The organism is Streptomyces sp. MspMP-M5, from assembly GCF_000373585.1.
Taxonomy (GTDB): Bacteria; Actinomycetota; Actinomycetes; order Streptomycetales; family Streptomycetaceae; genus Streptomyces.
In genome coordinates, this window is sequence record NZ_KB891933.1 from 1 (window position 1) to 26,358 (window position 26,358).

Sequence of the window (26,358 nt, forward strand, 5' to 3'; positions counted from 1 at the left end):
TCCTCGCCGCCTTCAACGAGTCGACCGGCCCCCTGCGGGCCAAGGACGTCTGCCAGGCCCTCGACCACGCACTGCTGCCGAAGAACATCGAAGGCACCCGGGCCAAGCTGAAGCGCCTGGTCAAACTCGGCATCCTCACCGAAGCCGACACCGGCTGCTTTGCCCGGCAGCAGTAGCCCGCACCGTGGCCAGCACCCCTGCCCCAAGCCTCACTTCGAAACGGACATCAACTCGCGAACCGCCCACTAAACGCCGCTCATCGACATGTAGCCGTCCGTGAGGCCCAGGCCAACCCTTGAAGGGGCATTCTCCGGCAATCCAGAGGAGTCCAGTTCTCACAACTGGCCGTGCGTCCGAGCTAGATCATCCGTCCGCGCGAGGCCGGTGCGTTTGACCGAGGCGGCACAGCAGACCGCACCACGTCGCCGTGGGAGCCCCTCCCGGAAGGGGCTCCCACGACCCAACACATGACAGGCAACCCATGCCGCACCGGTCCTCGCTGCCTACGCCGCGAGTAACGAGCAGTCTCGCGGCCTGCCACTGTCAAGGCCCCTTGCCTCATACGAGGGAACACGACTCCCGATCTTGCTATCCGTCCATGACAGTGAAGTCATGTCGCCAACCACCAGCTGCTGGAGGTGCCATGGCGTCGAACGACTGCTGTCCTCCGCCGACCGGCAACACGGTGTCGTGCGCATCCAACCAGCTCCCGGGGCTGGACCAATGGGTTCAGGAACACACCAACGTATCTACTAAGGCGCCTGCATCGCCGGGGCTGCGGTTCGCTTTCTACGGCTGCGTCTCTACCGAGGACCACCAGGACCCCGCCACCTCCCGCGGCTGGCAGCTCCTGCGCGCCCAAGCCCTCACCTCCGGCTACGGCCACATCACCACCGAGTACTTCGTCATTGGCCGCAGCCGCAGCACCCCCTGGCCGCGCCGCCCCGAAGCAGCCGCCCTCCTGGTCGCACTCGCCGACCCCGACCGCTGCTTCGACGCCATCGTCATCGGCTCCAGCGAACGCGCCTTCCACGGCAACCAGTTCACCGTCCTGGCGCCACTCTTCGACCACTACAAGATCCCCGTGTGGATCCCCGAGCTGGGCGGCACCGCTGATCCGCAGACCGCCGGCCACGAGGAACTCATGGTGCTGCTCGGCATCCTGGCCAAGCGCGAGGTCGCCCGCGCCCGCATGCGCGCCCTCACCTCGATGACCATCCAAGCCCGCGACCAGGGCCGCTACCTCGGCGGCCGCCCACCCTACGGCTACCGGCTCGCAGATGCCGGCCCACACCCCAACCGAGGCCTGGCCCGACGCGGCGTACGCGCTCACCACCTCATCCCAGACCCCACCACCGGCCCGGTCATCACCTGGATCTTCACCCAACGTCTCGCCGGCCACAGCATGGCCCGCATCGCACGCGCCCTGAACGACTCAGACATTCCATGCCCCTCGGCCGCCGATCCAGCACGCAACCCCCACCGCAACAAGACAGCATGGAACGACACCGTCGTGCGAGCAATCCTCGCCAACCCTCGCTACACCGGCCGCCAGGTCTGGAACCGCCAACGCACCGACCACATCCTCCTCGACCCGGCCAACACCACCCGCGACGTCAGGCGCTGGAACACCCCCGACAACTAGAGCATCTCCACTGGCCCAGCCAATCCGGCACTGGTCAGCGAGGCAGACTTCGTCGCCGTCCAGAACACCCGCACCCCACGGGAAACCGCCCCCGGCCGCGAATACCTTCTCGCCGGCCTACTGCACTGCGCCCTCTGCCAACGCCAGATGGACTCCTGCTGGTCCCACCAACGCCCCGCCTACCGCTGCCGCCACGGCCGCACCACCGCCACCAGCACCGACCGGCCCCGCAACACCTACGTACGCGAAGGCCACATCCTGCCCCACCTGCCCGCCCTCGCGATCAGACTCAGCCTGGCGGCCGCCAGTGCAACCAGCACCTCGCCAGCCGACATCGTCACCCGCCTCCGGACAGAAAAGATCACACTGACATACGACCCGAAAGGAAAGACCCTCACCGCCAGCACCCCCACCGCAGAAAGGATCTTCATCGGCTGACAGCCACCGACCGGCGCCTCACCCCTTCCACCCCAAACAATAGGAGGCCAGGCACGACAAACGCCCGCTCCCGGCCGGAGGCCAAGAACGGGCGCCGATGGCCACTTCCTGAAAACCAAGCAGCGCGTGCCAAGAGTGTGTCCGAGAACCATACGCACATGCCGGTGATGCGGGGAGATCTGCAGCTGCTGCCCTAACGCGCATCAAGACCCGTGATTGGGGTTGGCCTCGGGATTTGCTTCCTCTCGCACGGGGAACGCGCGCCACTAGCGTAGTTGCGAGTCAGCAGGGTGACGACGATTCACCTCCGCTCGGGCGGAGATGAGCCAGCCGTACCAGGACGCCACTGCTGCTGGATCACCGGGGATGCGGGTCTGTCGTGAGTGGGAGCGGAGGTGGCAGCATCGAGCCCAGAACAGGCTGACGGTGTGGGGGTGCGGTGCAAGGCAGCAGCGGATTAACGAGCGAAGACCAGCGGCGGACCCAGACCGCGGTACTGGGGGCAGTGGACTCCCAAGAGGCCTTGGTGCTGCCGCTGGAAGCGATCGAACTGAACACGTTCCGGCGGCAGTATGCGGGCCAGACGTTCTGGTGCGGGAGCTGGCTGGGAGGCTGCGGCCGCCAACTGACGACGAAGCTGTACGTGGATCGTGTGTGCCACTTCGCTCATCATGCCGACGCGGACACGGCGCGGCGGCCGTGTGCGCGCCGGGCCCGTGACGTGACCAGTGCGGATCATCTGTATGTGAAGGCCGCTGCCGAAGGGCTATTAGAAGCCCAGCATCTGGTCGGCGAGGTGGTCTGCTCGGAGCCGGGTCCGGCCGCGGCCGGCTCCTTGGTACAGCTGCAACTCGGAGATGGCGGCAGACTGACCATCCACATGAACGCAGCCGTACCGCCCGACTGGAAGAGCCCGCAGACCGCGGGCCGCATCGTGGTCGAAGCCAGCGTGCCGGTTGACCGCCGGACTCTGCAGCGCCTTCCGTATGTGCATCGCATCCGCTGCGACAGCCATGGCACCAGCCGCCGCGTCCTGATCGGCACCCAGACCGCCCGCGGTACCCAGTGGTTCCGCCCCGAGCAGTGCACCCTGGACCCCGCCGGCTGGTTACCCCCGCGCTGAATGACCTGCCCGACCAGCCCGTGGCCCGGCCACCGGCCCGCCCGCACGAGAGGCATGATCAGCCGGCCCGGGCAAGCGAAGAAGTCCGCCGCCTCCTGCTGCGCCTGGCCACCGCACGCCGGGGCCGCGACATCGCCACCACCCGGGCCCTGATCAAGGAATGCGACGGCATTCTCCACCGCAGGACCCCCGCGCCGCCCGTGCTGAAGCAGGCCCGTGACTCAGCCGAGCAATGGCTTTTGGAGCGCGACAAGGAGGTCATCAAGCAGGGACGCGGCGGCAAGCTCGTTGTCCTGACCGGAAAAGCGGCCGTGCGCGAGCAGGAAGAGCGTGAACGCAAGGCACAGGAGGCCGCGACGCAGCGGAAGGAATATCTGGCGGAGCTCAAACCCGCCCTGGACCAAGAGCGTTCGGCGATGTCCGGGCACTGCTTCGCGCGATCTCCCGGCTACCGGAGAGCGTGCCACTGACCCGGGCGGAGATCGACCTGCTGCGGGGGCCAGGGCCCGTGTCTACAACGGCCACAAACTCGGTGTGCTCCAGGACCAGGTCGCCCGCAAGAAATGGATCCAACGGCACTGCCCAACCTGTAAGGCCGGCCCCGGCCAGGACTGCTTCGACAACATCTCCGACGCCGACCAGCCGCTGCGACGCCCCGTTGGCCACGACGAACGGCTCCGCCTGGTCGTCCAGTCCCGGGAAAAGACAGCGGCCCGGGGACGGACAGAAGGCGGCGGGAAGAAACCGTCGAGCAGCCGGGGAACCAGGACGGAAGGCCTGGCCCGGAGCGCCTCACGCGTACCGTGCCCCATCTGCAAATCATCAGTGGGCCGACCCTGCACCGTGCCGGGCTGCCATCACAGCCGTTCATGATCGCGGATTCGGTGACCCTCCGTGGCTCCAACACACAAAGTGATCCAGAGCCACTTTTCACCCGACGTCGAGAGCACATGTCCCAGGCGCGGTTTCGTCATCGCGACAAAGATTCCCTGAAGGACTGTGTGCCAAGCGTGGCTGTAGCGACAGATGTCGGGTCATGGCTGTCGGTGTGAGGTCTCAGGAGATGCTTGACGGTTTGTGCTCTGGACATGGTTGACACGTTCGGCTGAACGTCTGTGATCTCCCGCCCCTCGGTAGGGCAGGAGTGCTTCGGTAAGTGGTCGTGGATGTACAGCAGTTGGCCGAGTACCGCTACCGAGCTGTCCGCGAGGTGCTTGGTGGATCTCCGATCGGTGAGGTCGCGGTCCGGTACGGCACCTCGCGTCAGACGCTGCACGGCTGGCGACGGCGGTTCGAGCAGGAGGGCATGCAGGGCCTGCTGGACCGCTCCCGGCGCCCGAGGAACAGTCCCACGCGCTTGTCCGCCGAGGTGGAGGCCGAGATCTGCGAGTTGCGTCGCCGGCATCCCCGGTGGGGTGCCCGCCGGATCGCACACGAACTGGCCGGCCGCGGGCAGGAGTCGGCCCCGTCGCGAGCCACGGTCCACCGGGTGCTGTCCCGCAACGGCCTGGTCCGCGCCCAGGAACAGCAGCATCCGCGCAAGTACCGTCGGTGGCAGCGCGAGGCGCCGATGCACCTGTGGCAGATGGACCTGGTCGGCGGGGTTCCGCTGGCCGATGAGCGAGAGTGCAAGATGGTGACCGGCATCGACGACCATTCCCGGTTCGTCGTGATCGCCACGGCCGTGGCCGTGCCCAGTGCCCGCGCGGTGTGCTCTGTCTTCTCCGCTGCGATGCGCCGCTACGGGGTGCCGTTCGAGGTCCTGACGGACAACGGGAAGCAGTTCACTGGTCGGCATCAGCGGCCGCAGCCAGTGGAGGTGCTGTTCGAGCGCATCTGCAGGGAGAACGGCATCAACCAGCGGCTGACCAAGCCCCGTTCACCCACCACCACGGGCAAGATCGAGCGTTTCCATCGCACCCTGCGCGAGGAGTTTCTCGATCACGTGGTGCCGTTCGAGTCACTGGCCTCGGCACAGGAAGCGATCGATGGCTGGGTACACGCCTACAACCATCAGCGCCCGCACCAGGCCCTCCATATGGCCACTCCCATCAGCCTCTTCCGGCCGCACGCGGCCCCTGTCCGCGATGACGAGCATCCTGAACAGGTAAACACAGAACCGAAGTTGGCCATCGAGGTCGTCGAACCGCCCGCTCTGCCGCCGCAAGGGACCGCGGTCGAGTTCGAAGTGCGGGTGCCGCCCAGCGGCGAGATCGCCTTGGTGACGGGCAGGCAGCGAGTCAGCATCCATCAGGCGCTGGCCGGCAGGACGCTGACGGTCTGGGCGAACCACCGCAGCGTCCACGTCCTCCTCGACGGGCACTTGGTCACCACGACCCCGTCCCGGCTGCGACCGGAGGACATCGCCTACCTGACCATGCGCTACGGCGCCCGTCCAGCCGGACCCGAGCCCGCACCCGCTGCCTTGCCCAGGGCCCGCAGCGGCACGGCCATCCTCGCCGCCGGCGAACCGATCGAGGTCGAGCGCAAGGTCCATCGCGACGGCATCGTCTGTCTGGCCGGCGGCCGCCACCAGGTCGGATTCGCCCTTGCCAACCGCACGATCACACTCCGACTCGACGGGCACCTCATGCACGCCATCGCCGACAACGCGCTGATGGGAACGTGGCCCTGCCCCGTTCCGGCCGACCGTCTGGGGCAGCTCCACGGGGCGCGGACAGCGGCTTCCCCGCTGCCGCCTCCGCCCCTGCCGACCGGTGCCATCCGGGCCCAGCGGAAGGTACATTCAAGCGGCCGTTTCCAGATCAACGGGCAGTTCATCAAGCTCGGTCCCCGGCATGCGGGAAAGATCGTTACCGTCGTCATCGAGGACACCCACTACCGGATCCTGCACGGGGAGAACGAACTCGCTGTCAGGCCCCGCAAGAAGCTCGGGCCGATCACCAGGCTCTACGTCAAAGGCATGGGCACCCAGAGGGACCGTCAAGGATCTCCTGACGACAAACCGTCAAAGAAGTCCTGAGACCTCACATCGAGAATGGCCAACAATCGCGCCGCATGGTCAGTTTTCCGCCAACGTCGACAATCAGGTAGCACTCACTGGTGAGGACATGCCTACGGTGACGCCCACGAAACGTACAACCGGGGGAGCTAGGTGTGTGGGCTGATGAAGGAGTTACGCGCAGACTGAAAGCATTGGCCTGTACGGCACCCTTGCACGACCTCGAGGTACGCAAGGCGAAGCAGCCGTGGCTCGACGGCGCTCACTACCAGATGGCCGAGGTCGCCCTGCAGATCATCGACCACGTGGCCATCGCCATGGACTACGACACCGGGGCGAATCACGAGGAAGTCCTTCTCAGGGCCCAGGAATTCGTCGGCTGGCAGGCTCCTGGCCGGCCGGTCGAGGAGCATTCCCGGGTTGCCGGCTGGGTGCTCGACTCCTTGATTAATGTTCGGGACACGGAGCGGGGGTTTCGCCGCAACTATGGAGAGGTGGATTCCACTGGTGCGTACGCTCTGAGGCAGTGGGACTTCAAACTTATCGAAGAGCGCACCGACAGTAACGGAGATCTCTATTTGCGCGCCTCCAACGAGGCATTGAACGTGCTGGTTGGTGCTTTGGACACGGATGTCGAATCTGCGCAGATCGCCGCTGAGGTGAGATTGCGGAACCTCATTGACCGGGGCCGTCTCGCCGATGCGAAGGCTGTTGCCGAGCAAGCCCGCATACGCACGATTCAGTACGCGGAGATCATCCGCGCCCACCTGGATGCGACCAGCCGCAACGTCACGACGGTCGACTGGAGGGATGAGGTGCCGGACCTACTCAACGAGGCTCTCGACCATGTCGACCACCGGCTCCAGGAGGAGGGTGCGATCGCCCGGTCCGTCACCGTTGATCGGGACCAGGCCCAGGACCCCGCCCGCAAGCGTCAGGCCGCCGAGCTGGTCGACATCGTAGAGGACTGCATCCGTCGGCACACTCGGCTGCAGACCCGCTTGCGTGGCGCGCGCACGCTCTTTTTGGACGAGCAGGACCGTCAGCAGTTCTCCGGCACTGTGCGCAGGGCTCCGGTGGACGTGTATGGGGATCTTCTCCAGCCTGTGCTCGGCCTTACGCTGGGGGATGCGGCGGATCCCGTGAGGTCTTTCTACAAGCACTCCTCCGGGCCGACGCTCGACGACCAGTTCTGCCTGGCCACCTTTGTCCCCACGCTGCTGGCCCCACCAGTCGACCGTGCTCGGCTCACCGGGGAGGAAGAGGAACCGGAACTGCTCCCGGTGGTGGAGGTCCGCGGGTTCAGCGACGACCAGCAGACCATGGCCGAGACCCTGCTCGACCTGCCAGATGAAGCACGCCCGTTGTCGGAGTTGCTAGCAGAGGCCGCCGTCATCGATCCGCAACTCCCTGAACTGGTAACACTGTTGGCGCTCCGTGCTTTCAGTCCGCAGCTCGGCTCGGCGTTGCGCGAGGGAGCGGACCGAGTTCTGCTCGCCGTATCGGCAGGAGTACCGCTCGACAGCGAGAGCTTCGAGGGTGACGATCTCCTGCTGACGTCCGCAGCGTTCGACCGAGTGGCATTGGACGCCGATGGCCCGGCGAGGGGTGGCGGACGGTGACCATCGAGACGATGGCCGACGACGCCGAGGAGGCGGGCCGGTTGATCGGCTACGGGTTCAGGCCCAAGCTCCGCCCCGCACGCGACAGCACGTACGCGGCGCTCGTGAAGCGCTATGCGGAGGACCCTGATTTCGAGACTCTCGTCACGCGGTACGCGGCCGGAATGGGGCTGCGAATCATCGGGGTCACCTCGCGCGCGGGAATGGTGCACACGGCACTTCCGGGCTCGATGTTCGAGACGCGTATGGACCAATACGCGCGGCAGGTGAAGATGCGGGAGAATCGGGAGGCGGAGCGCGTTCTGTACGGCATCGCGCACCTGGCCGCGGCGGCTCTGGCTTATCCCCGGCCAGAGGATCTGGCCGATGACGGATACCAGGGCAAGGTGCGGGTGTCGGACGTCGACCGGCTGGTGCGATCGGTGTGCCGAGTATTGGCGGAACGCGCCGCGGAGAGCGAGGGGCCGCAGGACCCACCCGTTGGTGCCCCAGGCCTGGAGACAGCTTGGCGAGCATACGAGCGGCGGCCTGAAGTCGCCCCCACTAAGGGAGGCCGGCCTGGGAAGGCGGCCACGCGTACGCTCGTCCAGCGAGCTCTCAGGCATCTCGTCGACCGCGGCATGTTCATCCAGAGCAGACGCGACCCCGATGACGGGGAGCAGATCTACGCCGCCACGAACCGCTACCAGCTCCACGTACGTGAACTGGCCACCACCCGTGCCTACGAGGAACTGACGCAGCTCGGTGTGCTGCCTCCCATCGCTGGGAGAGGGGCGCTCCGGATGACCGGGACCGAGACGCTGTACGACTAGGAGAACCGCGCTATGTACGAACTGTCCCGCGTCCGGTTGCGTACCGTGGGGCCGCCCGGCGCCCGCTTCCACGACGTTACCTTGGACCTCAGCGGCGCTGGGCGCCCGGTGGGCGCCGAGCAGGGCGCTCTCTTCGAGTCCACGGCCGCGACCTCCCGCCCCTCACCTGCCAGCCTCTTTCTCCTAGAGAACGGAGGCGGCAAGTCCGTCCTTCTCAAACTGATCTTCTCCGTGGTCCTTCCCGGACGCCGCCACACCGTGGGCACTACCAACACGCGTGTGCTCGACAAGTTCGTCATGCCCAAGGACGTGTCTCACATCGTCCTGGAGTGGATGAACCCGGCCACCGGCAACCTCCTCCTCACTGGCAAAGTGCTCGCCTGGCGGAACCAGGTGGCCTCGGAATCCGCCGACAACCTCCGCGAACGCTGGTACTGCCTGCGTCCCGGCGACGAGACACACCTCGGAACACTCCCGATGTCCGTCGGCACCAAGTCGTGCACCCTGGACACCTATCGAGACGAACTCCAGGAGGCGTACGCGGAGAACCAGCGCCTCGAGCTGTACTGGACCCGGCACCACGGCGACTGGACGAAGCGGCTGCAACTGCTCGGCATCGACCCTGAACTCTTCCGGTACCAGAGGGAGATGAACGTCGATGAAGGAGAGGCGGCGAGCTGGCTCAAGCTCGACTCGGACGTGAAGTTCGCCGACTTCCTGCTACGGGCGGTCGTCAGGTCTGAGGAGATGGACGCCCTGGAGACATTGGTCGCCGAACACGTCGAGCACCTCGCGGGCCGTGGAATCCGCTTGACAGAGCGGGAGTTCGTCATCGGTGCACTCGACCTTCTGGGGCCGATCGTCGAACTAGCGCGCGCAGCCGATCAGTCGCGTCGCCTGGCAGAGCAGTCGAGCCTCGACGTGACAGAACAGGCAGGACGGATTCAGATACGTGCGGAGGGCGAGCGGGATGCCGTGGGTCGACTGCGGACGGAGTTCGAGCAATCGGAGAAGGAGCTCGACGGGCTCGGAGATGCCGCGCGCCAGCGCGAGGAAATCGTAGCTGAACTCCGGCGTGTGCTTGCGGAACTGAGGTATCAGAAAGCCTTGCGGGAGCTGACTGCGAGCGAGGAGGGACGGAGCGAGGCGGAGGCACTCGTCGGCGCATGGCGGGCGACCGAGGCTGTGCACGAGCACAGCGAGAGTATCGCGAAAGTGACGTCGCTGACCGAGCTCATAGGCGCTGAGGAAGAGAAGGCGCGCCCGGCGAAGGAAGAACGTGACACCGCGGCGCGCCGCTTGGCGCGCGCTCTGTGGGCGACGGCCGACGAAGCCGCCGGAGCCGCGGAAGAAGAACGGAAGCTGGCCCGCGAACGAGAGCAGGAGCAGACCGCGGCTCAGCGGGCCGCCCGCGAGGCGCACCGAGACGCCACCCGGGCGGAACATGAGGCCGACGGGTTTGACCAGCAGATCACACGGTTGCGCGTTGACATCGAGGCCGCCATTACCGAGGGGCTGCTGCACGATGGTGCCGCGCTGCCGAGGACTGTAGAGACCGTTCAGCACGAGCGTGACGCTGCGGCTGACAGCGTTACTGCCCGGGAACAGGAGTGGGCGCAACTCGCTGATCAGGAAGCCGCCGCTCAGGATGAGCTGCGGCAGGCGGAGACGGCGGCCGCGGACGTGCGTCGACGCCGCGACCGGCTCACCAGCCGCCTCGACGAGGCCCGCACACAGACGGCACGGCTGGAGACGAACTCCCGACTTGCGGCGCTGCTCGACGTACCGGACATCGACCTAGAGCGCGACGTCACCGCGCTCCTGGACGCCCTGACCACCGCACGCGGTGACGCGGAAAGAGAACGAACCGAACTCAAGGTCGCCGATTCCGTCGACGAACAGGCCCGCCTTGCTCTGGGAGCCGGTGACCTGCTGCCGCCTCCCCAGGTGGTGTCCGACGCATGTAAGGCTCTCGTCGAAGCCGATGTCATCGCTGTCCCCGGCTGGCGCTACCTCGCCGACATCTCAGACGCCCAGCGACGCCTCGACATCGTGGATCGGCTGCCGCATCTCGCGTCGGGCATCCTCCTGAACGACCCGGCCGACATCGAGCGGGCCCGAGTCATACTTACCGCACTTCGCCCCCAGCCGACCGTCTTCGTTCCCGTGTCGACGACAGGTGCGTTCATCGACCCCGATGCCCAACTCGCCGGTGGTGTACAGGTGGTGATCCCTCCGCATCCCGCGCTGTACGACGCCGACGCGGCGGCCGCGGAGTACGAGGAGATCGACGCGCGGCACGCCGTCCGCACCGACCGGATGCGGGAGCTGGCCACGCGCATCGAGGAGGACAGCGGCCTGACGTATGCACTCACCGACTGGCGCACGCGCTATCCGGAAGGGAGCATCGCGACTCTGGCCGATGAGCTCGCGAAGGTGGTTGAGGAGCACACCGCAGCCGAGGAAGTGGTAGCAGGGCGTAAGGAAGCCCTCCAACGGTTCCCAGAAAGGCGGAAGCAGATTCAGAAGGAACTTCCGTTGCTGCGCGACGCCCGTGACACGCTCACGAAGCGGCTGCAACGCCTCACGGAACTCGCAGACCGCCACGCACACCTCCCCGAATGGACAGAACATGCACAGTCCGCGAAGGAGAGGATGCAGGAGCGTCAACACGCTGCCGGCGAAGCAGAGGAACAGGCCACCGAACTGCAGAAGCTGGTTTCGGAACATCAGCGCAGAGCGGACGACCACCAGCGCACCATACGTGCGCTCAATGACGAGCGGGCCAAACTTCCCGGAAGTGAGAACGTCCTCCAGTCCGACCCAGTCCCCACGCTTGCGACGGCCCTGCTTCGTAGCGCCTACGAGCAGGCGAAGGAGACCTACCGGCAGGTGCAGGTGGGCAGCGACTTGTTGGAAGAGCTCGGTCGGGCTGAGGTACAGGCAGCCAACGCGAAGAAGCGATACCTGGCTCTCGACAAGGGGGTGCGCGACAAGGCGACTCTTCTGCTCCGACGACCAGAGGCTTCCGAAGAGGCGGCACGCGCCGCGGCCCTGGACAGCGCAATTCGCGCTCTGCGGATCACGGAGGGCGCACGGGAGCGAGCCGCTGTGGCGGCGGCCCGCTGTTCGGACGAACTGGAGCGGGCCGCAAGCCTTGTGACCTTCCCAGTTGAACTATCGGAACGGCCCAGCGACATCGAGACCTGTACCGCGGCTGTCGACAAGGCTGTCGCACAACAGCAGGCCTGCGCTCGGAAGATGACAGAACACAAGGGAGAGCACGCCCGCCTCGGGCAAGGACTGGCGGATGCCGAGGCTTCGGCAGAGGCATTCCAGTTCATCGTCGACGGGATCACCGCGGACCTGCCCGAGCGTGACGCCGATACCCCCGCGCCTCCGCCATACGAAGGCGACGCGGCCTCCGCGCGGGATCTCGTCGCTCGCCTGACCAAGGAGCGTACGGCTCGCAAGGAGCGAGCCCGCACCGACGAACTGGCCCTGCGCGCGGCCACCGAGAGGCTCACGCACCATGCCACGTCTGAGGAGTTCAAGGACCTGCACGTCCGGGTCCAGACCCAGATCAGGATCGCGGGTTGGGACACCATGGCGGCCCGGGCAGTGGAATGGTCCGATGCCCTCAGGCCCCGATTGCGCGCGCTGAACGAGGAGATCGACCAGACGGAGCGGCATCGCACACTGATCGTGCGGAACCTGAAGGGGAAGGTCGACAAAGCGCTGGCCACGCTGCGCCAGGCTCAGCGGGTGTCGCGTCTTCCGGCGAGCCTGGACGACTGGGCAGGCCAGGAGTTCCTCCGCTTCCGATTCACCGCGACGCAGGAAGACAACGCGCACCGGCGCATCGGGGAGGTCATCGACGAGGCGGCGGCGGGCCGTACGGCGGACGGACGGACCGTCCGCAGAGACGGGATGTCTCTGCTGCTCGCGGGCGTACGAGCGGCTGTTCCCAACGGGTTTCGAATCGACATGCTGAAGCCCGACGCGGTGCTGCGCACCGAGCGGATCAGGGTCTCCGAGATCAAGGACGTGTTCTCCGGTGGCCAGCAGCTCACCGCAGCCATCCTCCTGTACTGCACCATGGCCGCGTTGCGGGCGAGCAATCGGGGCAGAGAGCGTGACCCGCACTCCGGTGTCCTGTTTCTTGACAACCCGATCGGCCGGGCCAACGCCGACTATCTTCTCGCCCTCCAGCGCAAGGTCGCGGAGGCGCTGGGCGTGCAACTCATCTATACGACGGGCCTCTCCGACGACCGGACGTTCAGGCGCTTCCCGCTCGTCCTGCGCCTGCGCAACGACGCCGATCTGCGCGCCGGCCGCAAGTACCTCACCGTGACCGAGCGGGTCCAGTCGGCGCTTGACGCGCTGGAGGAGCCTGACGGGACGGGCAACATCACCACGACCAGAGTCTTCAAGCGGGAGACGGAGGACGGGGCCACGGGTGAAGCACAGGCAGAGTGAGTTCATCCGGCACCTCAGGTCCGGGGCTACGGAGGCGGGCTGGAACGGTGCGCGCCGGACACGTGTCCCACTGGTCGACATCTGGGCGGCTTTCCGCAAGGTGAACAACCGCAATCCCGATGGTGAGTACGAACCCCTGCTGCTCTCAGAGCAGTTGGATGATCTGGAAGGCCAGGGCCTGATCGAGCAGTTCAGAGAACGCACCAGGGATAAGGTGCCCTTGCCGGTCAAAATCTGGCTGTGCCCGACTGCGCCTCCGCGCCCGGCTGTACCGCCCATGCCGAACTGGCACCCCGACATCTACCAGCTCGCCGGGGAATGGCCGAGCGCCACCGCGAAACAGCGCGCCGCATACGTGGCTGTGAACAAGTGGCTGATGAGCGCTCCGGACCTATTTCCCGTTCCCTTGCGCGAGCGCGCCTTGGAGATCTTCGGGACGTACGGCAGTGAAGGGGACTTCCCCATGCCCGAGAAGACCTTCGACACCTTGCGGTCCGGTCCGCTCTTCGGTGACACGGACCGCCTCCACGCGACGCTACGCACGTTCACGACCCACCCGCCGTTGCTCACGGAGACGTTCCTCACGGAGATCGGCGACGGTTACTACCAGCGGGTTGGCGCCGGGGACATCCTGCTCGTCGTGGAGAACTCGGCCACCTGGTGGTCCCTTGTGCACAGCCTCCCCGATGACCACCGACTCGGTTATGTCGCCTGGGGGCTGGGTGGGACGTTCCGGGCGTCGGTCCACACCCTGGCGGCCAAGCACCGCATCGCGGAGATCCGCTACTTCGGCGACCTCGATCTCAGCGGCATCCGCATCCCGCACGCGGCATCGAGGGCGGCGCGGGAACGGGGCTTCCCGACGGTCCAGCCCACCGAACACCTCTACGGCGCCCTGCTGGAACTCGGGCGTGCCCGGGGAGCGAAGGAACGGGCAGCCAGTGCGGGGGAAGCCGCCGCCCTGGCTGACTGGCTGCCCTGGCAGCACCGAGCCAAGGCGGTTGGCGTTCTCACCGCGGGCCAGCGGCTGGCGCAGGAATGGGTTGGCTACCGGTACCTCAAGCGGGACAAGGCCTGGCATGCCGACCTCGTCTGATGCGAGCGGGGCCGTCTGGACAAGGTACATCGCCCATAACAGCGGTGGGATGTGGCAGGCGGGCTGCCGCGAAGCCGCCGGTTCCAGAAGGAGGTTGTACCAGTTAACGAGCGCTGTCGGTGGAGGCACACTCGGGCGGAAGAAGCCGAAACCGGCTGCAAGCGCTGAGAGGAGCGCCCCATAATCGAACGTGTTCACTGCTGCAGATGGCCTCGCCCAACCGGTCGTGCCGGGCAGGTCCCTCATCCTGCGCCGGTTCCTCGACGCCGCGTCGAGGGGAGGGTGAAACACACGGGCTGCCCCTGGTTCGGACGCGGGAACTGCCCGTGCATACGAGGGTGTGGGGCCTGAGGCCGCGGTCATTGGCAGCCGCTGCCTGCGGACAGGGAATCCGGGCTAGGCGATCTACTTGCACGACAGTGAACGAGAAGGGTGGCTGATGAGTGGGCTGCAGCGAGTGGCCGCCTGCGCGACAGGGGTGGCGGTGGCTGTACTTGCAGGGGTGTTCTGCTTCCTCAGCTGGGATCGGGCCAACCAAGTGGCGGGGATCGTTTCGGCGCTGGTCAGCGTTCTGGCTCTAGGACCTGTCTGACAAATGATCGTGTTGGGGTTCGCGGAGCCAGAGGATGAGTGCTGCGAGGTGGAGTCCGGCTCGGTAGCGGACGGCGAGTTTGTCGAAGCGTGTCGCGATGGCTCGGAACTACTTGAGCCGGTTGAAACAGCGTTCGACGACGTTGCGGGCCTTGTAGAGGCCGCGGTCGAAGGCCGGCGGTCTGCCGCCGGCCCGGCCGCGCCGCACCCGGTTGGCCTTCTGGTCGGCCCTCTCCGGGATCACCACCCGGATGCCCCGGCGCCGCAGCGTCTGACGGATTGCCCGTGACGAATACGCCTTGTCGGCGATGACCGCGTCGGGTCTGCGACGCGGCCGCCCGGCACCGGTCCGGGGCACTTTCACCGCGTCCAGGACTGCGTCGAAGGCGGTGGAGTCGTTGAGGTTGCCCGACGTGACGAGGAGGGCAAAGGGCAGGCCCCAGCCGTCACAGGCGAGGTGGACCTTGGTGGTCAGTCCGCCGCGGGACCGGCCGAGTGCCCGGATCTTCCAGTTCGTCCCCCGCCGGCGCCCCTTTTTGTGGGCGCTGGCGGCGTGCTGGTGGGCCCGGTTGATCGTGGAGTCGACCGAGACCGTCCACTCGACGGCTCCGACGGAGTCGTCGCGGACCTGGACCTTCTCGAGCAGGCGGGCCCAGGTCCCGTCCGCCTCCCAGCGGGCGAACCGTTCGTAGACCGTCTGCCACGGTCCGAAGCGTTCCGGCAGATCACGCCATGGAGCCCCCGTCCGCAACCGCCACAACACCCCGTTGATCACCTGCCGGTGACCCCGCCACGGACGGCCCCGCCCGTCCACACATGGCAGCAGCGGGGCTATCCGCTCCCACGCCGCATCCGTCAGCTCTCCACGACCCACCACAAGGCCGTGATCATCTATGGTCAGTCGCCCATGAACCACAGGTAGCTGCCCGGCGTCGCCGCACACGCTTGAAGAAGGTCAGCGAGATCAAGTAGGGCTGCCTTCTGTTCTTCGTCCGTGCACCCCTGGAGCAGGGCAGCAACTTCCTGCTGGGCGACACGGGCTTCCTGTTCGTTGAACAGCGTGTCGCCATGCGGATCGATCCAGCCGAGCTTGCCCGAGCTGTGCCGGTCGAGGGAGCTCAGTGCACGTGCCAGCGCAGCACCGTGCTGATAGGACCCTCGCAGCACGGTGTCACGAGACGCTCTCTTTCGCGCGGGCCACCCCGAGTGCAGTTCCAGTTCGACCCCCATGCCCCTCCTTCAACGACGGTCATTGAAGTTTGGCAGAGATCATTTGTCAGACAGGTCCTAGTGGTACTGGTTGAGGTACATAGCGATCTTCTAGGAGCCGAAGTGGTAGTTCTGCCGCAGGTGATGATGATCGTCAGACCTGGATTGACACACCTTCCCCTCATCGATCTCCACGCGGATATGAGGCTCCGTGCACCTGTGCGCCCGTGATGCTCCCTCTGCTCGCCGGGTATGACACCCCGGTAGGTGGGATGCCTCAGCAGCTCCGGTACGGAACGGCTGAAGCTGCCTCCTGCCGCCGGCCACCCACAGGTGGACCGGGTGGTGCACCGCCCAGGGAGGTGCCGCGCATGACGTTGAAGACACCAGGTACTGATCCCGTGCTCGACGCCGCGACTACGCAGAGCACACTGACAGGTTGGGTGCGCGAGCAGGGACGGGCACGAAACGCGGCAAAAACGCAGCCGACCGCGGGGCTGCGTTTCGCGTTCTACGGCCGGGTCTCCACCGAGGACCACCAAGACCCTGCTACCTCGCGGGCCTGGCAGCTGTTGCAGGCACAGGCGGTCACGTCAGGGTACGGGCGGGTGGTGACGGAGTTCTTCGATGTCGGGCGCAGCAGGTTCCTGCCATGGGCACGCCGCCCGGAGGCGGCTGCGCTGCTCACTGCCGTGGCTGATCCCGGCCGGAATTTCGATGCGATCGTCATCGGCTCCTGTGAGCGAGCCTTCTACGGCAACCAGTTCGCGGCCATGGCACCACTCTTCCAGCACTACGGCGTAGCGCTGTGGGTGCCGGAGCTGGGCGGAGCCATCGACCCGGCCCTCGTTGGCCACGAGGAGCTGATGATCCTGCTAGGGATCCTGTCCAAGCGGGAGATCGCCCGCGCCCAGATTCGGGTACGCAGCGCGATAACCGTGCAGGCCCGCGATCAAGGCCGATATCTTGGCGGGCGCCCACCCTACGGCTACCGGATCGTCGGCGCCGGCCCCCACCCCAACCAGGCCCTGGCACGCCGCGGTGTCCGGCTCCATCGCCTGGACATCGATCCGGAGTGCGGCCGCATCGTCAAGTGGATCTATGCTCAGCGACTCGCCCTGCACAGCGTCGCCCGCATCACCCGAGCCCTTAACGACGCGAGCATCCCCTGCCCCTCCGCTACCGATCCCGAGCGCAACCCGCATCGCTCTGGCCGGAAGTGGTCCCTGACCTCGGTGCGCGCCATCCTGGCCAACCCCCGCTACACCGGCCATGAGGTGTGGAACCGGCAACGCACCGACCACGAACTACTCGATCCAGACAACACCAGCCTGGGACATCGCGATGTCACGCGCTGGAACGATCCCGAGGACTGGATCATCTCCACCAAACCCGCGCATCCAGCGCTGGTCAGCGAGGCGGACTTCATCGCCGTGCAACGCATCCGAGCGCCAAGACAACCGACCCAAGGTCGCACCTATCAGCTAGCCGGGCTCCTGCGCTGCGGCCTCTGCAGCCGCCGGATGGATTCTTGCTGGGCAGGGCGTGCCGCGTATCGCTGCCGACACGGGCACTCCAGCTCCACCCCGCCCGACCCGATCCGGCCACCAAATGCATACGTGCGCGAGGACCACATCCTGCCGCATCTACCGGCCCTTCTCATCCGGTTCACCGCCACCGAACCAGACGACATCATCCTGGAGCTCAGCCACGCTGAACCGCCCACCAAGGCCGACGCCGTCGAGCACCTCCGGACAAAGGGCATCACTCTGACCTTCGATCCCACGACCAGGACCTTGACCACCGACACCCCGCGAGGAGAAAGGATCACCATCGGCCGACCGTGATCAACCTGCACGATGAGTGAAGGGAGACGAGTCAAGGAGGCACCGAAACAACAAGCGCCCGCTCCCGGGTGGGAGCCCGAGGCGGGTGCCAGTTACGCATGCCCGCAAAGCAGGCGCTTTGTGCGAAGAGCGTGTCCGAGGACTTGGACCATAAGTACACGCCGGTGATGCGGGGCGAATTCGTCTTGCCGTGACTGTCGTGCCATACCTGCTGTGGGCGATGGGCGGCGCAGTCACCGGCGTTGCGTGGGCGGCTCCGCCGACTTCCGCAACAGATGGTCAGTGTTGGTAAGTGCCCACCAGCGTTCAGCTCGCCAGCTCGCTGCCTCTTACCGCGCGATGCACTGCGTCGACTGTTGGTTTGCCGTGCAGGGGAAGCGATTCCGACACGGCCACAGGCGGAAGAAGTGGCGGTCCGCCCCGTGCCCGGACGGAGGCATGGGGCCGCCCCAGCCCAGCCGGCCGAATCCGTTGGGCCACTCCCGGCCGCCGGGAGGCGGCTCCCCCTCCGCCGTGCCAGGACTCCGCGGATCGATACCCGTGACCAGCCAGTGCAGGAACGACCCGCCCGGGGCATCAGGGTCCTCGCAGAGCAGGACCCAGTGGTGCAGGGTCAGCGGGTTCTGCGCCCGCGAGATGGTGGGGGTAGACGGGTGGGCGGCCCCCGCGCTACTTGGCGCTGCACTGCCGGGTGCAGGCCACCTGCGGCGGAGGACAGGCCCTGCTCGCCGACGCGCACGACTTCCTGGCCACCCTGGACGAAGACCTGCACCACCTCGCGCACAGCCGCACCGTGTACTGGCCCTCCTATCACGAGGACTCCGACGCCGTGGGAGTCCGCAAGCCCGTCGTGGACCGCACCGCCGTCGGCACCGTGATCCGCATGAGCTCCACCCTGCTGCTCCGGCGGTCTGGCCCTGGCCAAGCAGGCCGTGGACTTCGTGCACACCCACGGCACGTCCGTCCTCATCCCCGAGGACGCCCTGCTCATCTGGGACAACCACCGGATGTTCCACGCCCGCACCGGCTTCTCCGACACCCGACGGCGCCTCACGCACTACTGGATCGCCGACCACACCAGCCCGTACCCGGGAGCACCCGCGCACAGGCCCTGTGAGGCTGACGGCGCCCGCTGCTGATCAAGCGCCGCGCAGGCCGGTGCCTGCGCAGTGCGGCAGGCTCAAGCGGGGGCTGCCTCTACGCGCCCGCCGGTGCCGGCGCGGGTCGCCTTCCATGCGACCACCGTGTTCCTCGGGCGGCGAGCATCTCCGAGTAAGTCAGGAAGTGAGCTATGCGTACTCAGCTGATCGCCACCATCAATCTCGACCGCAGGAGGCTGGTGCAGGACCTGGAGCGGTGTTCGACCATCAACTTCGCAGAGCCGTATGACGAGTTCGTGTGCGGGCGTCCGTGGAAGGGCGTCATGCTGATGACGCCAGGCGGCGGTGACGGCAATGTGCTGGAGCCGTTCGACCGGTCGGTCCCGGCCGAATTCACCGCTCACGCCGCGCGCCTGCCATACGTCCAGGAGCTGATCCGCAAGAACTTCGTCACCGAGCACATCACCTTCGCCCGCCTGGTGGCGCTGACCAACGGCATGCTCGTCCCACACCGTGACAACGTCGACGGGGCCGCGCACCGCGTCCACGTCGTGCTCGCCACCGGTGAAGACGCCCTGTTCGCCGAATCCGACACCGTCTACCGGATGAAGGAGGGCGAGATCTGGTCCATCGACGTCACCAAACCGCACAGCGCCGGTGTCCTCGGTAGCACCCGCCGCGTCCACCTCCTGATCGACATGGCCGACGCGACCGACATCAACGACCTCTTCCGCTGCGACGTCGAAATGTCGGGCGCCATCCCGGTGGCCAGCCTCTGCCGCCGCCCCGCACTGACTGCCCCCGAACGCGCCGGTCTGCTCGGCCTGGCCCAGGTGATCGACGAGGAAAACCTCACGGAGGTACTCGGCCTCGTCATCAAGAAGCACTACCGCAAGGACGGTGGCCCCGATTTCGTCTGGAGCACCATGACCGAGATCGCCCGGCGCAGCAACGACGAACGGGTCGTCCAGCGGGTGACGGGCATCCACCGCCGCATCAACATCGAGCACAGCATGCTGGCGGACACCGAGCAAGCGTGACCGACCGCGGCGCTTGGGTCCGCCGTGCGGGCGAGCACTGCGCGCAGCCCGGGGCGTCACCTGGAGGTATCGGTCATGCCGCCTGCGTCGTGCAGATCGCAGTCCGGATTTCCCACCGGAGGAACGCCACCCGCGCAGGTGGCGTTCCTCGTGGTTCGACGGGCCAGGTACCGAAGGTGATCAGGGGTCAGCTCACCAGGGTGATCCTGACGTAGCCGTGCCCTCCCGCGGTGCCAGGTTTGCCGTCAGCACCCTGGTGGCCGTTGCCACCCGGTGAGGCGGTCACCGACCAGCTCCCCGATCCGCCGCCGCCAACGCCGTGTGCACCGCCCGCGCCTCCGTGTCCGCCGGTTCCGCCAGTTCCGATGCCTGGGACGGGCGGAGCGACGCCGGGCTGGGCCTGGCCGGAGGCTGGGACCCCGCCGGCGTACGGACCGCTCGGGCCATACGGGCCGGTATGGCCGTCGCCACCGGCGGAACCGGCCGGCCCGGGCACGTTCTTGGCACCCGATTCAGCAGGGTCGGAGTCGGGGCAGGCGCCCTTGAGACCGATGCGCTGAGAGGCTTGGCCGGCTCCGCCGGCGCCGCCGTGCCCGTACTCCCCCTTCGCACCGTTGTGGTTGTCGGTCTGGCCGCCGCGGCCCGGCCCGCCGGGCTTGCCGGACTGTGCCGGATGCCCCTCGGTGCCGCCCTGGACGGACGCCAGCGAGAAGGTCCTTGGGGCACGGCTGTCCGGGTTGTCGGTGCCGACCCCCAGCCGGAGATAGACCCTGGAGATGTCGCCGCTGCTTGCGCGCGGTTTCGGCCCGGCCTGGCCGGCCTGGCCGTCGCCTCCGCCTGAGCTGCCGATGCCAATGAGTCCGTTGGTACCCCTGGCGCCTCCGGCTCCACCGGAGCCTCCCTGGGTGGGGGCTTCCGGTTTGCTTGCCGCCGCCACATGAACCCGGCCGATCAGCGGGTGCTCGGCGATCACCGGCACCACGCAACGGGTGTATCCCCCAGCGCCGCCACCGGCACCGGCACCCCCGCCACCACCGGCGCCACCCCTGCCACCTTCGCCCCCCTCGGCGCCGCCGATGTTCAGGCTGTTGGCCCCGGCACCGCCGCCGCCTCCTCCCCCGCCACCACCGCCGGCGCCCGATGCTCCCGCGGCCCCACCACCCCACGCCTCAATGATCACGCGCTTGGTCTCAGGCGGGATGGTGAACCGGTAATCCGTGTCAGAGGGCTTGTCGAACACCAAGACACGCTCCCGCCCGGGCCCGGCAACGCCGGCTGTGGCGCGCTGCGGCTGAGCGGCACTCGTGTTCCAGCCTCGCGCCTGAGCCGTGCCTGCGCCTGACGCGACCACCGCCACCACACCCAGGGCGGCCAGGGCAGCTATTCCCTGCTTCACCTTCGTCATCGGTACAGCAACTCCTCATAAAGGGACGACAGTTGACCGCCCTGTATCTGTCCAGAAGACCCGTCGCCATGTGCACAGTCGCCCCTGTGAGTGAATAGAACTCTCGGTTAGCGTGCGGCAGCGCGAGCGGCTACGCCTGGTCTTCCACGCCCGCCCGCACGCCGATACCCGCACCAGACAGACGGCAGCATGACGGACCCCGCCATAGCCCTGGCGCGGCACCGTGCGGCCGACCGCCTGTCCCCGCTCGTCTGCGGGCACCGTGACCCGCTGGTCTGCCCGGCCGCCCCGTCCGGCCCGAGCACCTACAGCCTCACGCCTACCCAGCTCGCTGCCGAGGTGGCCCGGTGCCGGGGTCGGAGTGGAGCGAGGCCGACCTCGCCGCTCGGTTCGACACGCAGCGAGCCGCCCCGCGAGCGCCGCACGGACCGCGCAGCGCCCGGCCGCGCCGCCCAGTGCCCGCCTCGCCCCGGCCCCGCCTGAGAGGACCGCGCACGATCCGGTAGCCCTGTGGGCATCGGCACAAGTGACCACACTCAACGTCCGGAATGCTCCCGAGTACGGCAGTCCGGCATGGTGCGCGTTGCGCGCGAGCGACCCGCGCCGTTCGGTCGCGATCCTCACCGCCGCCGAGCAGTGGCGTCGCCACACCGCCCGCGAGGCATGGCTCGACCACCTGCTGACCCACGATCAACAAAGAGCCCGGTCGGTGTCCTGCGGTGAAAATCGCCACAGGCCGTCAGCCTGGCCGGTTACTGAGTGTTTGGTCCTGGGAATAGTGCCTGGCTCCAGGACCAAGCAGCCCGCCGTGTCGGGGCCGCTGGATTCCTGGAACCTTCGGGAATCCGTACCGAGTGACGGCCCGTCTGCACTCCTCGCCAGCCGACGCGGACGACATCGAGCGCCATCCCTGCCCGCGGTGCGCGGTCAAATCCGGCTCGCCGTGCCGCTCGGGCGGCGGCTACCACACCGGCCGCTTCACCAGGGCGCCCCGGCTCGCCAAGCTCCTGCACGTGGCAATCCCGACACCCCGGGTCGGCACGGGCACAGAGGGTCGTTCGGTGATCTCAGTGGCCCCGTTCAAGATCAGCGCACTGAGCTGCCGACCCGTCCACATCCGGTTGCCGCCTGCGCGACGACGACGCCGAGGTTGTGGTCCGCCACCGTCCTCTCCTCGTACGGGTGATGTTCCCGGTGAAGGACCCTGTGGGCTGGTAGAGGTGTGCGTCACTCGCGACCTACTTCGAGGAGGCAGGGATGCCCACCAGTGCGTGGACGGACGAGGTGCTGGACCGGATGCGGGAGACCGGTGATGCGGCGGGCGACGCCGCGATCACCGAAACCTACGAGCTGGGCCGGCAGGAAGAGGTACGGCAGGCGCTGCGCGGGTTCGGCAAGAACAGTGAAGCGCTGCCCACCGGCCTGCCGCCCCGGCTCCGGTCCTACTTCGAGCTGACCTCGGTACTGCCCGAGTGGGCCGATCCGGAGCTGATCGAGCGGGGGCGCGCGCTGCTGGGCCGCTACGAGGCGCTGGTCGTCTCGACGCTGCTGTGCGGTTCCCTCCCCCTGTGCTATGGCTGCGGTAACGGGGCCGAAGTGCTCGCACGTTCGCAGCGGCTGACCTCGGGGGTGTACCGGAGGCTGATGGAGACCTCGCAGTTCGTGGTCGACGTCCTCGACGACGGGGGGTTGGGGCCGCGGGGACGCGGGCTGCGCTCGGCGCAGAAGATCCGTCTGCTGCATGCCACAATGCGCTACCACGTCGGCCGTCAGGACGACTGGAACAGGGCGTGGGGGCTGCCGGTCAACCAGGAGGACCTGGCCGGGACCCTGATGAGCTTCTCGGTCGTCATCCCCCGGGGTCTGGCGCGGCTGGGCGTCGAGCTGCCGCGCGAGGACCGCGACGCCTTCTTCCACGTATGGCGGGTCGTCGGGCACGTCCTGGGCGTCGACAACCAGCTCAACCCGCCCTCTTTCGACGACGGCGAGGAACTGTGCGACACCATCCTCCGACGCCAGCAGAGGTCCTCGGAAGCCGGCATCAACCTGACCAAGGCGATCCTCGACTTCATCCGCGAGGTGCTGCCCGGACCGGCCTTCGCCGGTGCCGGGCCGACCCTGATCCGGCACCTGATCGGAGACCCGGCGGCCGACCTGGTCAAAGTCCCGGCGGCAGACTTCACCAAGACCGCGCTCCAAGCAGGATCCGTCATGAACTTCGGCTACGGGAAGACCGGTGACACCGTCCCCCTCGTCGCGAAAGCGGCGAGCGAGCTGGGGCTGGCCGTGTTCAAGAACGGCCTGCGGCTGACCAACAAGGGCCGGCGCTACGAGTGGCAGGTCCCCACCGGACTGACCGAGACGACCTGACCCGAAGCGGGCCTACTGCTTGTTTCAGAGCGCTTCAGTTGGCGAGTCCTGCCAGATGGAGCGCTCAGTGTGCGACACGAAAGTCGCTCCAGGTAAGTAAGGACAGCCACGTGAAGGAGGTATCGATCGGCTGAACTTCGGGCCAGTGTCCAGGGTCCGTCCCCGCGCTCCCATGCGTCGCTGGTAACGGCGGGGTGTGAAGCGGAGCGTTCAAGCCCAAGAGCGTCCCGGCCATCGGGGTGCAACAGGTGAGGGGAAGGCTGGACGGGCGAACGCAAGTGAACCCTCGATGATGCCTCGTGACTTTAAGACCGCGTCGATGGCGTGATGGCGGCGGTCACAGGACCCGGTGCTGAAAGGCGCCAAGCGACCTCCGGGTAACTGAGCCCGGAGGGAGGACACCGCTGGTCCCGGGGTAGAGGGGGCGCCCACCCCAGCCGCGTCTTACTGGTGCGGAACGTGGAAACCCCGACGGGGTCCAAGCCTCGGCTTGGTAGGCCGACCGCAAGGAAGGCTGAAGTCCCCGGCGGGAGAAGGAAGATCCAAGAAGCGAAGGCCAGCGGGCCGAAAGGCCAGAGGAAACCGGGAGATCGGGACCTTCACCCACTCTCGCATAACTCGCCGGATACGGGCCCGAGTTGGCCTGGCCCGAAAGGGCGCCCACGTGGATCAGGTGAGCCTTTGAAGTCACCACTGCAAGGAAGCCGGAACCGAGGGACAAGTTAGACACCGGAGGCGAACATGGAGATCACGGCACCTGTCGTGATGCCCAAGCCTGCGGTGAACGGACCCGAGGACGACTTACTCGACTGGCACGGCATCGACTGGGCCATCTGCGAGGAGAACGTACGGCGGCTGAGGCAGAGGATCTTCAAGGCAACGCAGGACGGGGACCTCAAGAAGGTCCGCAACTTGCAGAAGCTCATGCTACGAAGCCGCAGCAACACGCTCGTCAGCGTGAAGCGGGTGACGCAACAGAGCAGTGGTCGCATGACCGCTGGCATCGACGGGGAACGGGCCCTCACGCCGAAGGCGAGAGGTGCCTTGGCGGCCGAGATCCATCGGTCGTCGACGCCCTGGAAGGCCAGGCCGGTCAAGCGAGTGTTCATCCCCAAGAGCAACGGGAAACAGCGACCTCTTGGCATCCCGGTCATCCGTGACCGGGTTCTCCAGGCCCGCGTGAAGAACGCGCTGGAGCCCGAGTGGGAAGCGCGGTTCGAGCCGAGGTCGTATGGCTTCCGGCCCGGCCGCAGCTGCCAGGACGCGATCCAAGCGATCTTCTGGACGGTGAAGGGCAAGAACCCGAAGCGTCTGTGGGTCCTGGACGCGGACCTGTCGGCGGCATTCGACCGTATCGACCACAACCACCTCATGACCATGCTCGGCCAGTTCCCCGCCAGGGACCTGATCGCGGGATGGCTGAAGGCGGGCGTGATCGACCGCGGCCGGTTCGCACCGACCGAGGAGGGAACTCCTCAAGGCGGTGTGATCAGCCCTTTGTTGCTCAATGTTGCTCTGCACGGACTAGAACAGGCCGCAGGGTGTCAATACACGGTGCGGGCCGGGCGTGAGCCTGGCGCGATGCCGGGCACTCCGGTGCTGGTGAGGTATGCCGATGACTTCGTCGTGCTCTGTCACGACGAGGAACAGGTACACCAGGTCAGCGCCCGTCTGGAGGACTGGCTAGCGCCGAGGGGCCTTCGCTTCAACGAGGAGAAGACCAAGGTCGTCCACCTCGATGAGGGGTTCGACTTCCTCGGCTTTACCGTCCGCCGGAAGGGCCAGAAGAAACTGATCATCACTCCGAGCACAGCGGCCTGCAAGAGGCTCCGGGCGCGACTGCGGACCGAGGTGAGAGCCCTGCATGGGGCTAATGCCGAGGCCGTGTTGCGCAGACTGATCCCGATCGTTCGCGGTTGGGCGGCTTACTACCGGGCGGTGGCGTCCACGACGACGTTCTCGTCGCTGGATCACTACATGTGGCGGCTGACCTTCAAATGGGCCAGGCGTCGTCACCGCAACAAGTCGAGGTACTGGGTCGTGGACCGGTACTTCGGCAGGTTCCACCCGTCCCGGCGCGACCGGTGGGTGTTCGGCGACCGCGACAGCGGCGCCTTCCTCATCAAGTTCGCCTGGACCGGCATTGTCCGCCACCAGCTCGTCAAGGGGGGAGCGTCTCCGGACGATCCTGCGCTGGCCGAGTACTGGCGGAATCGCCGCCGCAGGAAAGCGCCGCCGCCGATGGACAAGACGAGTCTTCTCCTGGCGGTCAGGCAGCAAGGGCTCTGTCCTCTCTGCAAGCAGGCGCTGATCGTCGGAGCCGAGTACGAGCCGGACAGCCCACGTGAGTGGATCAACTGGTTCGCGGCCTCGAAGAAGATGCTCCACAAGCATCACTTCATCTACCGACGGGACGGCGGCACGGACGAGCGGAACAATCTTCGCCTCGTGCACTCCGAATGCCACCGCCAGCATCATGCTGGCGACGGCGAACGGGCCACATGACCCTGCTGACCTGCGAAGCCCCTCGGGGCTTGCTTGAGCCGGATGCGCTGAAAGGTGCACGTCCGGTTCTGAGGGGGCCGGGGATCAGCAATGGTCTCCGGCTACCCGACCACA

The 26,358-nt window shown here is 67.1% G+C and carries 18 protein-coding genes and 1 pseudogene; 15 read left to right on the forward strand and 4 right to left on the reverse strand.

From position 1 onward, the window contains the following. Positions 1-643: 643 nt before the first annotated feature. From B073_RS42030 to B073_RS0133490, 9 genes are all read left to right on the forward strand, one after another. Entirely contained in the window at positions 644-1,645 is a 1,002-nt protein-coding gene (locus B073_RS42030) for a recombinase family protein (RefSeq protein ID WP_018542443.1), read from the forward strand. Between the two features lie 30 nt (positions 1,646-1,675). Continuing rightward, positions 1,676-2,083 carry a zinc ribbon domain-containing protein gene (locus tag B073_RS48430; RefSeq protein WP_324608812.1) on the forward strand — a complete coding sequence of 136 codons (408 nt, stop codon included), beginning with the start codon at positions 1,676-1,678 and terminating at the stop codon, positions 2,081-2,083. Between the two features lie 526 nt (positions 2,084-2,609). Further along, on the forward strand, positions 2,610-3,206 hold the full coding sequence (locus B073_RS42035; protein ID WP_158690287.1) for a hypothetical protein: 597 nt from the start codon (positions 2,610-2,612) through the stop codon (positions 3,204-3,206). 20 nt (positions 3,207-3,226) lie between these two features. After that, positions 3,227-3,676, forward strand: a complete 450-nt coding sequence (locus B073_RS43095; protein ID WP_018542446.1) for a hypothetical protein — start codon at positions 3,227-3,229, stop codon at positions 3,674-3,676. A 686-nt stretch (positions 3,677-4,362) separates the two neighbouring features. Further along, positions 4,363-6,189 carry an IS481 family transposase gene (locus tag B073_RS48435; RefSeq protein ID WP_018542447.1) on the forward strand — a complete coding sequence of 609 codons (1,827 nt, stop codon included), beginning with the start codon at positions 4,363-4,365 and terminating at the stop codon, positions 6,187-6,189. 191 nt (positions 6,190-6,380) lie between these two features. Next, positions 6,381-7,790, forward strand: a complete 1,410-nt coding sequence (locus B073_RS0133475) for a hypothetical protein (RefSeq protein WP_018542448.1) — start codon at positions 6,381-6,383, stop codon at positions 7,788-7,790. Next, positions 7,787-8,602, forward strand: coding sequence for a hypothetical protein (locus B073_RS0133480; protein ID WP_018542449.1), 816 nt, complete (start codon positions 7,787-7,789; stop codon positions 8,600-8,602). The genes B073_RS0133475 and B073_RS0133480 overlap by 4 nt, the downstream gene beginning before the upstream one ends. Before the next feature lie 12 nt (positions 8,603-8,614). Then, positions 8,615-13,081, forward strand: a complete 4,467-nt coding sequence (locus tag B073_RS0133485; protein ID WP_018542450.1) for a hypothetical protein — start codon at positions 8,615-8,617, stop codon at positions 13,079-13,081. Then, positions 13,062-14,177: a Wadjet anti-phage system protein JetD domain-containing protein gene (locus tag B073_RS0133490; RefSeq protein WP_018542451.1), complete on the forward strand. Its 1,116-nt coding sequence runs from the start codon at positions 13,062-13,064 to the stop codon at positions 14,175-14,177. Before B073_RS0133485 ends, B073_RS0133490 begins: the two co-directional genes overlap by 20 nt. A 577-nt stretch (positions 14,178-14,754) precedes the next feature. Here B073_RS0133490 and B073_RS42040 read toward each other — a convergent pair. Together B073_RS42040 and B073_RS0133500 are read right to left on the reverse strand one after the other, a co-directional pair. Continuing rightward, positions 14,755-15,642, reverse strand: a pseudogene (locus tag B073_RS42040) (IS5 family transposase). A gap of 23 nt (positions 15,643-15,665) precedes the next feature. Then, entirely contained in the window at positions 15,666-15,998 is a 333-nt protein-coding gene (locus B073_RS0133500; RefSeq protein WP_018542453.1) for a hypothetical protein, read from the reverse strand. A gap of 350 nt (positions 15,999-16,348) precedes the next feature. Here B073_RS0133500 and B073_RS0133505 point away from each other — a divergent pair, with 350 nt between their 5' ends. Then, a complete protein-coding gene (locus tag B073_RS0133505; RefSeq protein ID WP_106732035.1) occupies positions 16,349-17,824 on the forward strand; it encodes a recombinase family protein in 1,476 nt (491 codons plus the stop codon). Positions 17,825-18,153: 329 nt separating this feature from the next. On the opposite strand, the gene B073_RS48440 is transcribed toward B073_RS0133505, so the two are convergent. Continuing rightward, the gene (locus B073_RS48440; protein ID WP_324608811.1) at positions 18,154-18,840 is read right to left on the reverse strand and encodes a hypothetical protein; all 687 of its coding nucleotides are present in this window, start codon (positions 18,838-18,840) and stop codon (positions 18,154-18,156) included. On the opposite strand from B073_RS48440, the gene B073_RS43100 reads away from it, so the two are divergent. Then, positions 18,757-18,963 (forward strand): TauD/TfdA family dioxygenase, encoded by a 207-nt coding sequence (locus tag B073_RS43100; RefSeq protein WP_018542455.1) that lies wholly within the window; start codon positions 18,757-18,759, stop codon positions 18,961-18,963. The two genes, B073_RS48440 and B073_RS43100, sit on opposite strands and share 84 nt — an antisense overlap. Before the next feature lie 152 nt (positions 18,964-19,115). After that, the gene (locus B073_RS0133520) at positions 19,116-19,964 is read left to right on the forward strand and encodes an aspartyl/asparaginyl beta-hydroxylase domain-containing protein (protein WP_018542456.1); all 849 of its coding nucleotides are present in this window, start codon (positions 19,116-19,118) and stop codon (positions 19,962-19,964) included. 187 nt (positions 19,965-20,151) lie between these two features. Here the strand turns inward: B073_RS0133520 and B073_RS0133525 are convergent, their stop codons facing one another. Further along, entirely contained in the window at positions 20,152-21,369 is a 1,218-nt protein-coding gene (locus B073_RS0133525; RefSeq protein ID WP_199788222.1) for a hypothetical protein, read from the reverse strand. 854 nt (positions 21,370-22,223) lie between these two features. Here B073_RS0133525 and B073_RS49465 point away from each other — a divergent pair. From B073_RS49465 to ltrA, 3 genes are all read left to right on the forward strand, one after another. Continuing rightward, entirely contained in the window at positions 22,224-22,682 is a 459-nt protein-coding gene (locus B073_RS49465) for a hypothetical protein (RefSeq protein ID WP_086023870.1), read from the forward strand. Continuing rightward, positions 22,627-23,739 (forward strand): oxygenase MpaB family protein, encoded by a 1,113-nt coding sequence (locus tag B073_RS42050; RefSeq protein WP_018542457.1) that lies wholly within the window; start codon positions 22,627-22,629, stop codon positions 23,737-23,739. Before B073_RS49465 ends, B073_RS42050 begins: the two co-directional genes overlap by 56 nt. Before the next feature lie 741 nt (positions 23,740-24,480). After that, on the forward strand, positions 24,481-26,244 hold the full coding sequence (gene ltrA, locus B073_RS0133535) for a group II intron reverse transcriptase/maturase (RefSeq protein WP_018541364.1): 1,764 nt from the start codon (positions 24,481-24,483) through the stop codon (positions 26,242-26,244). Positions 26,245-26,358: the final 114 nt, after the last annotated feature.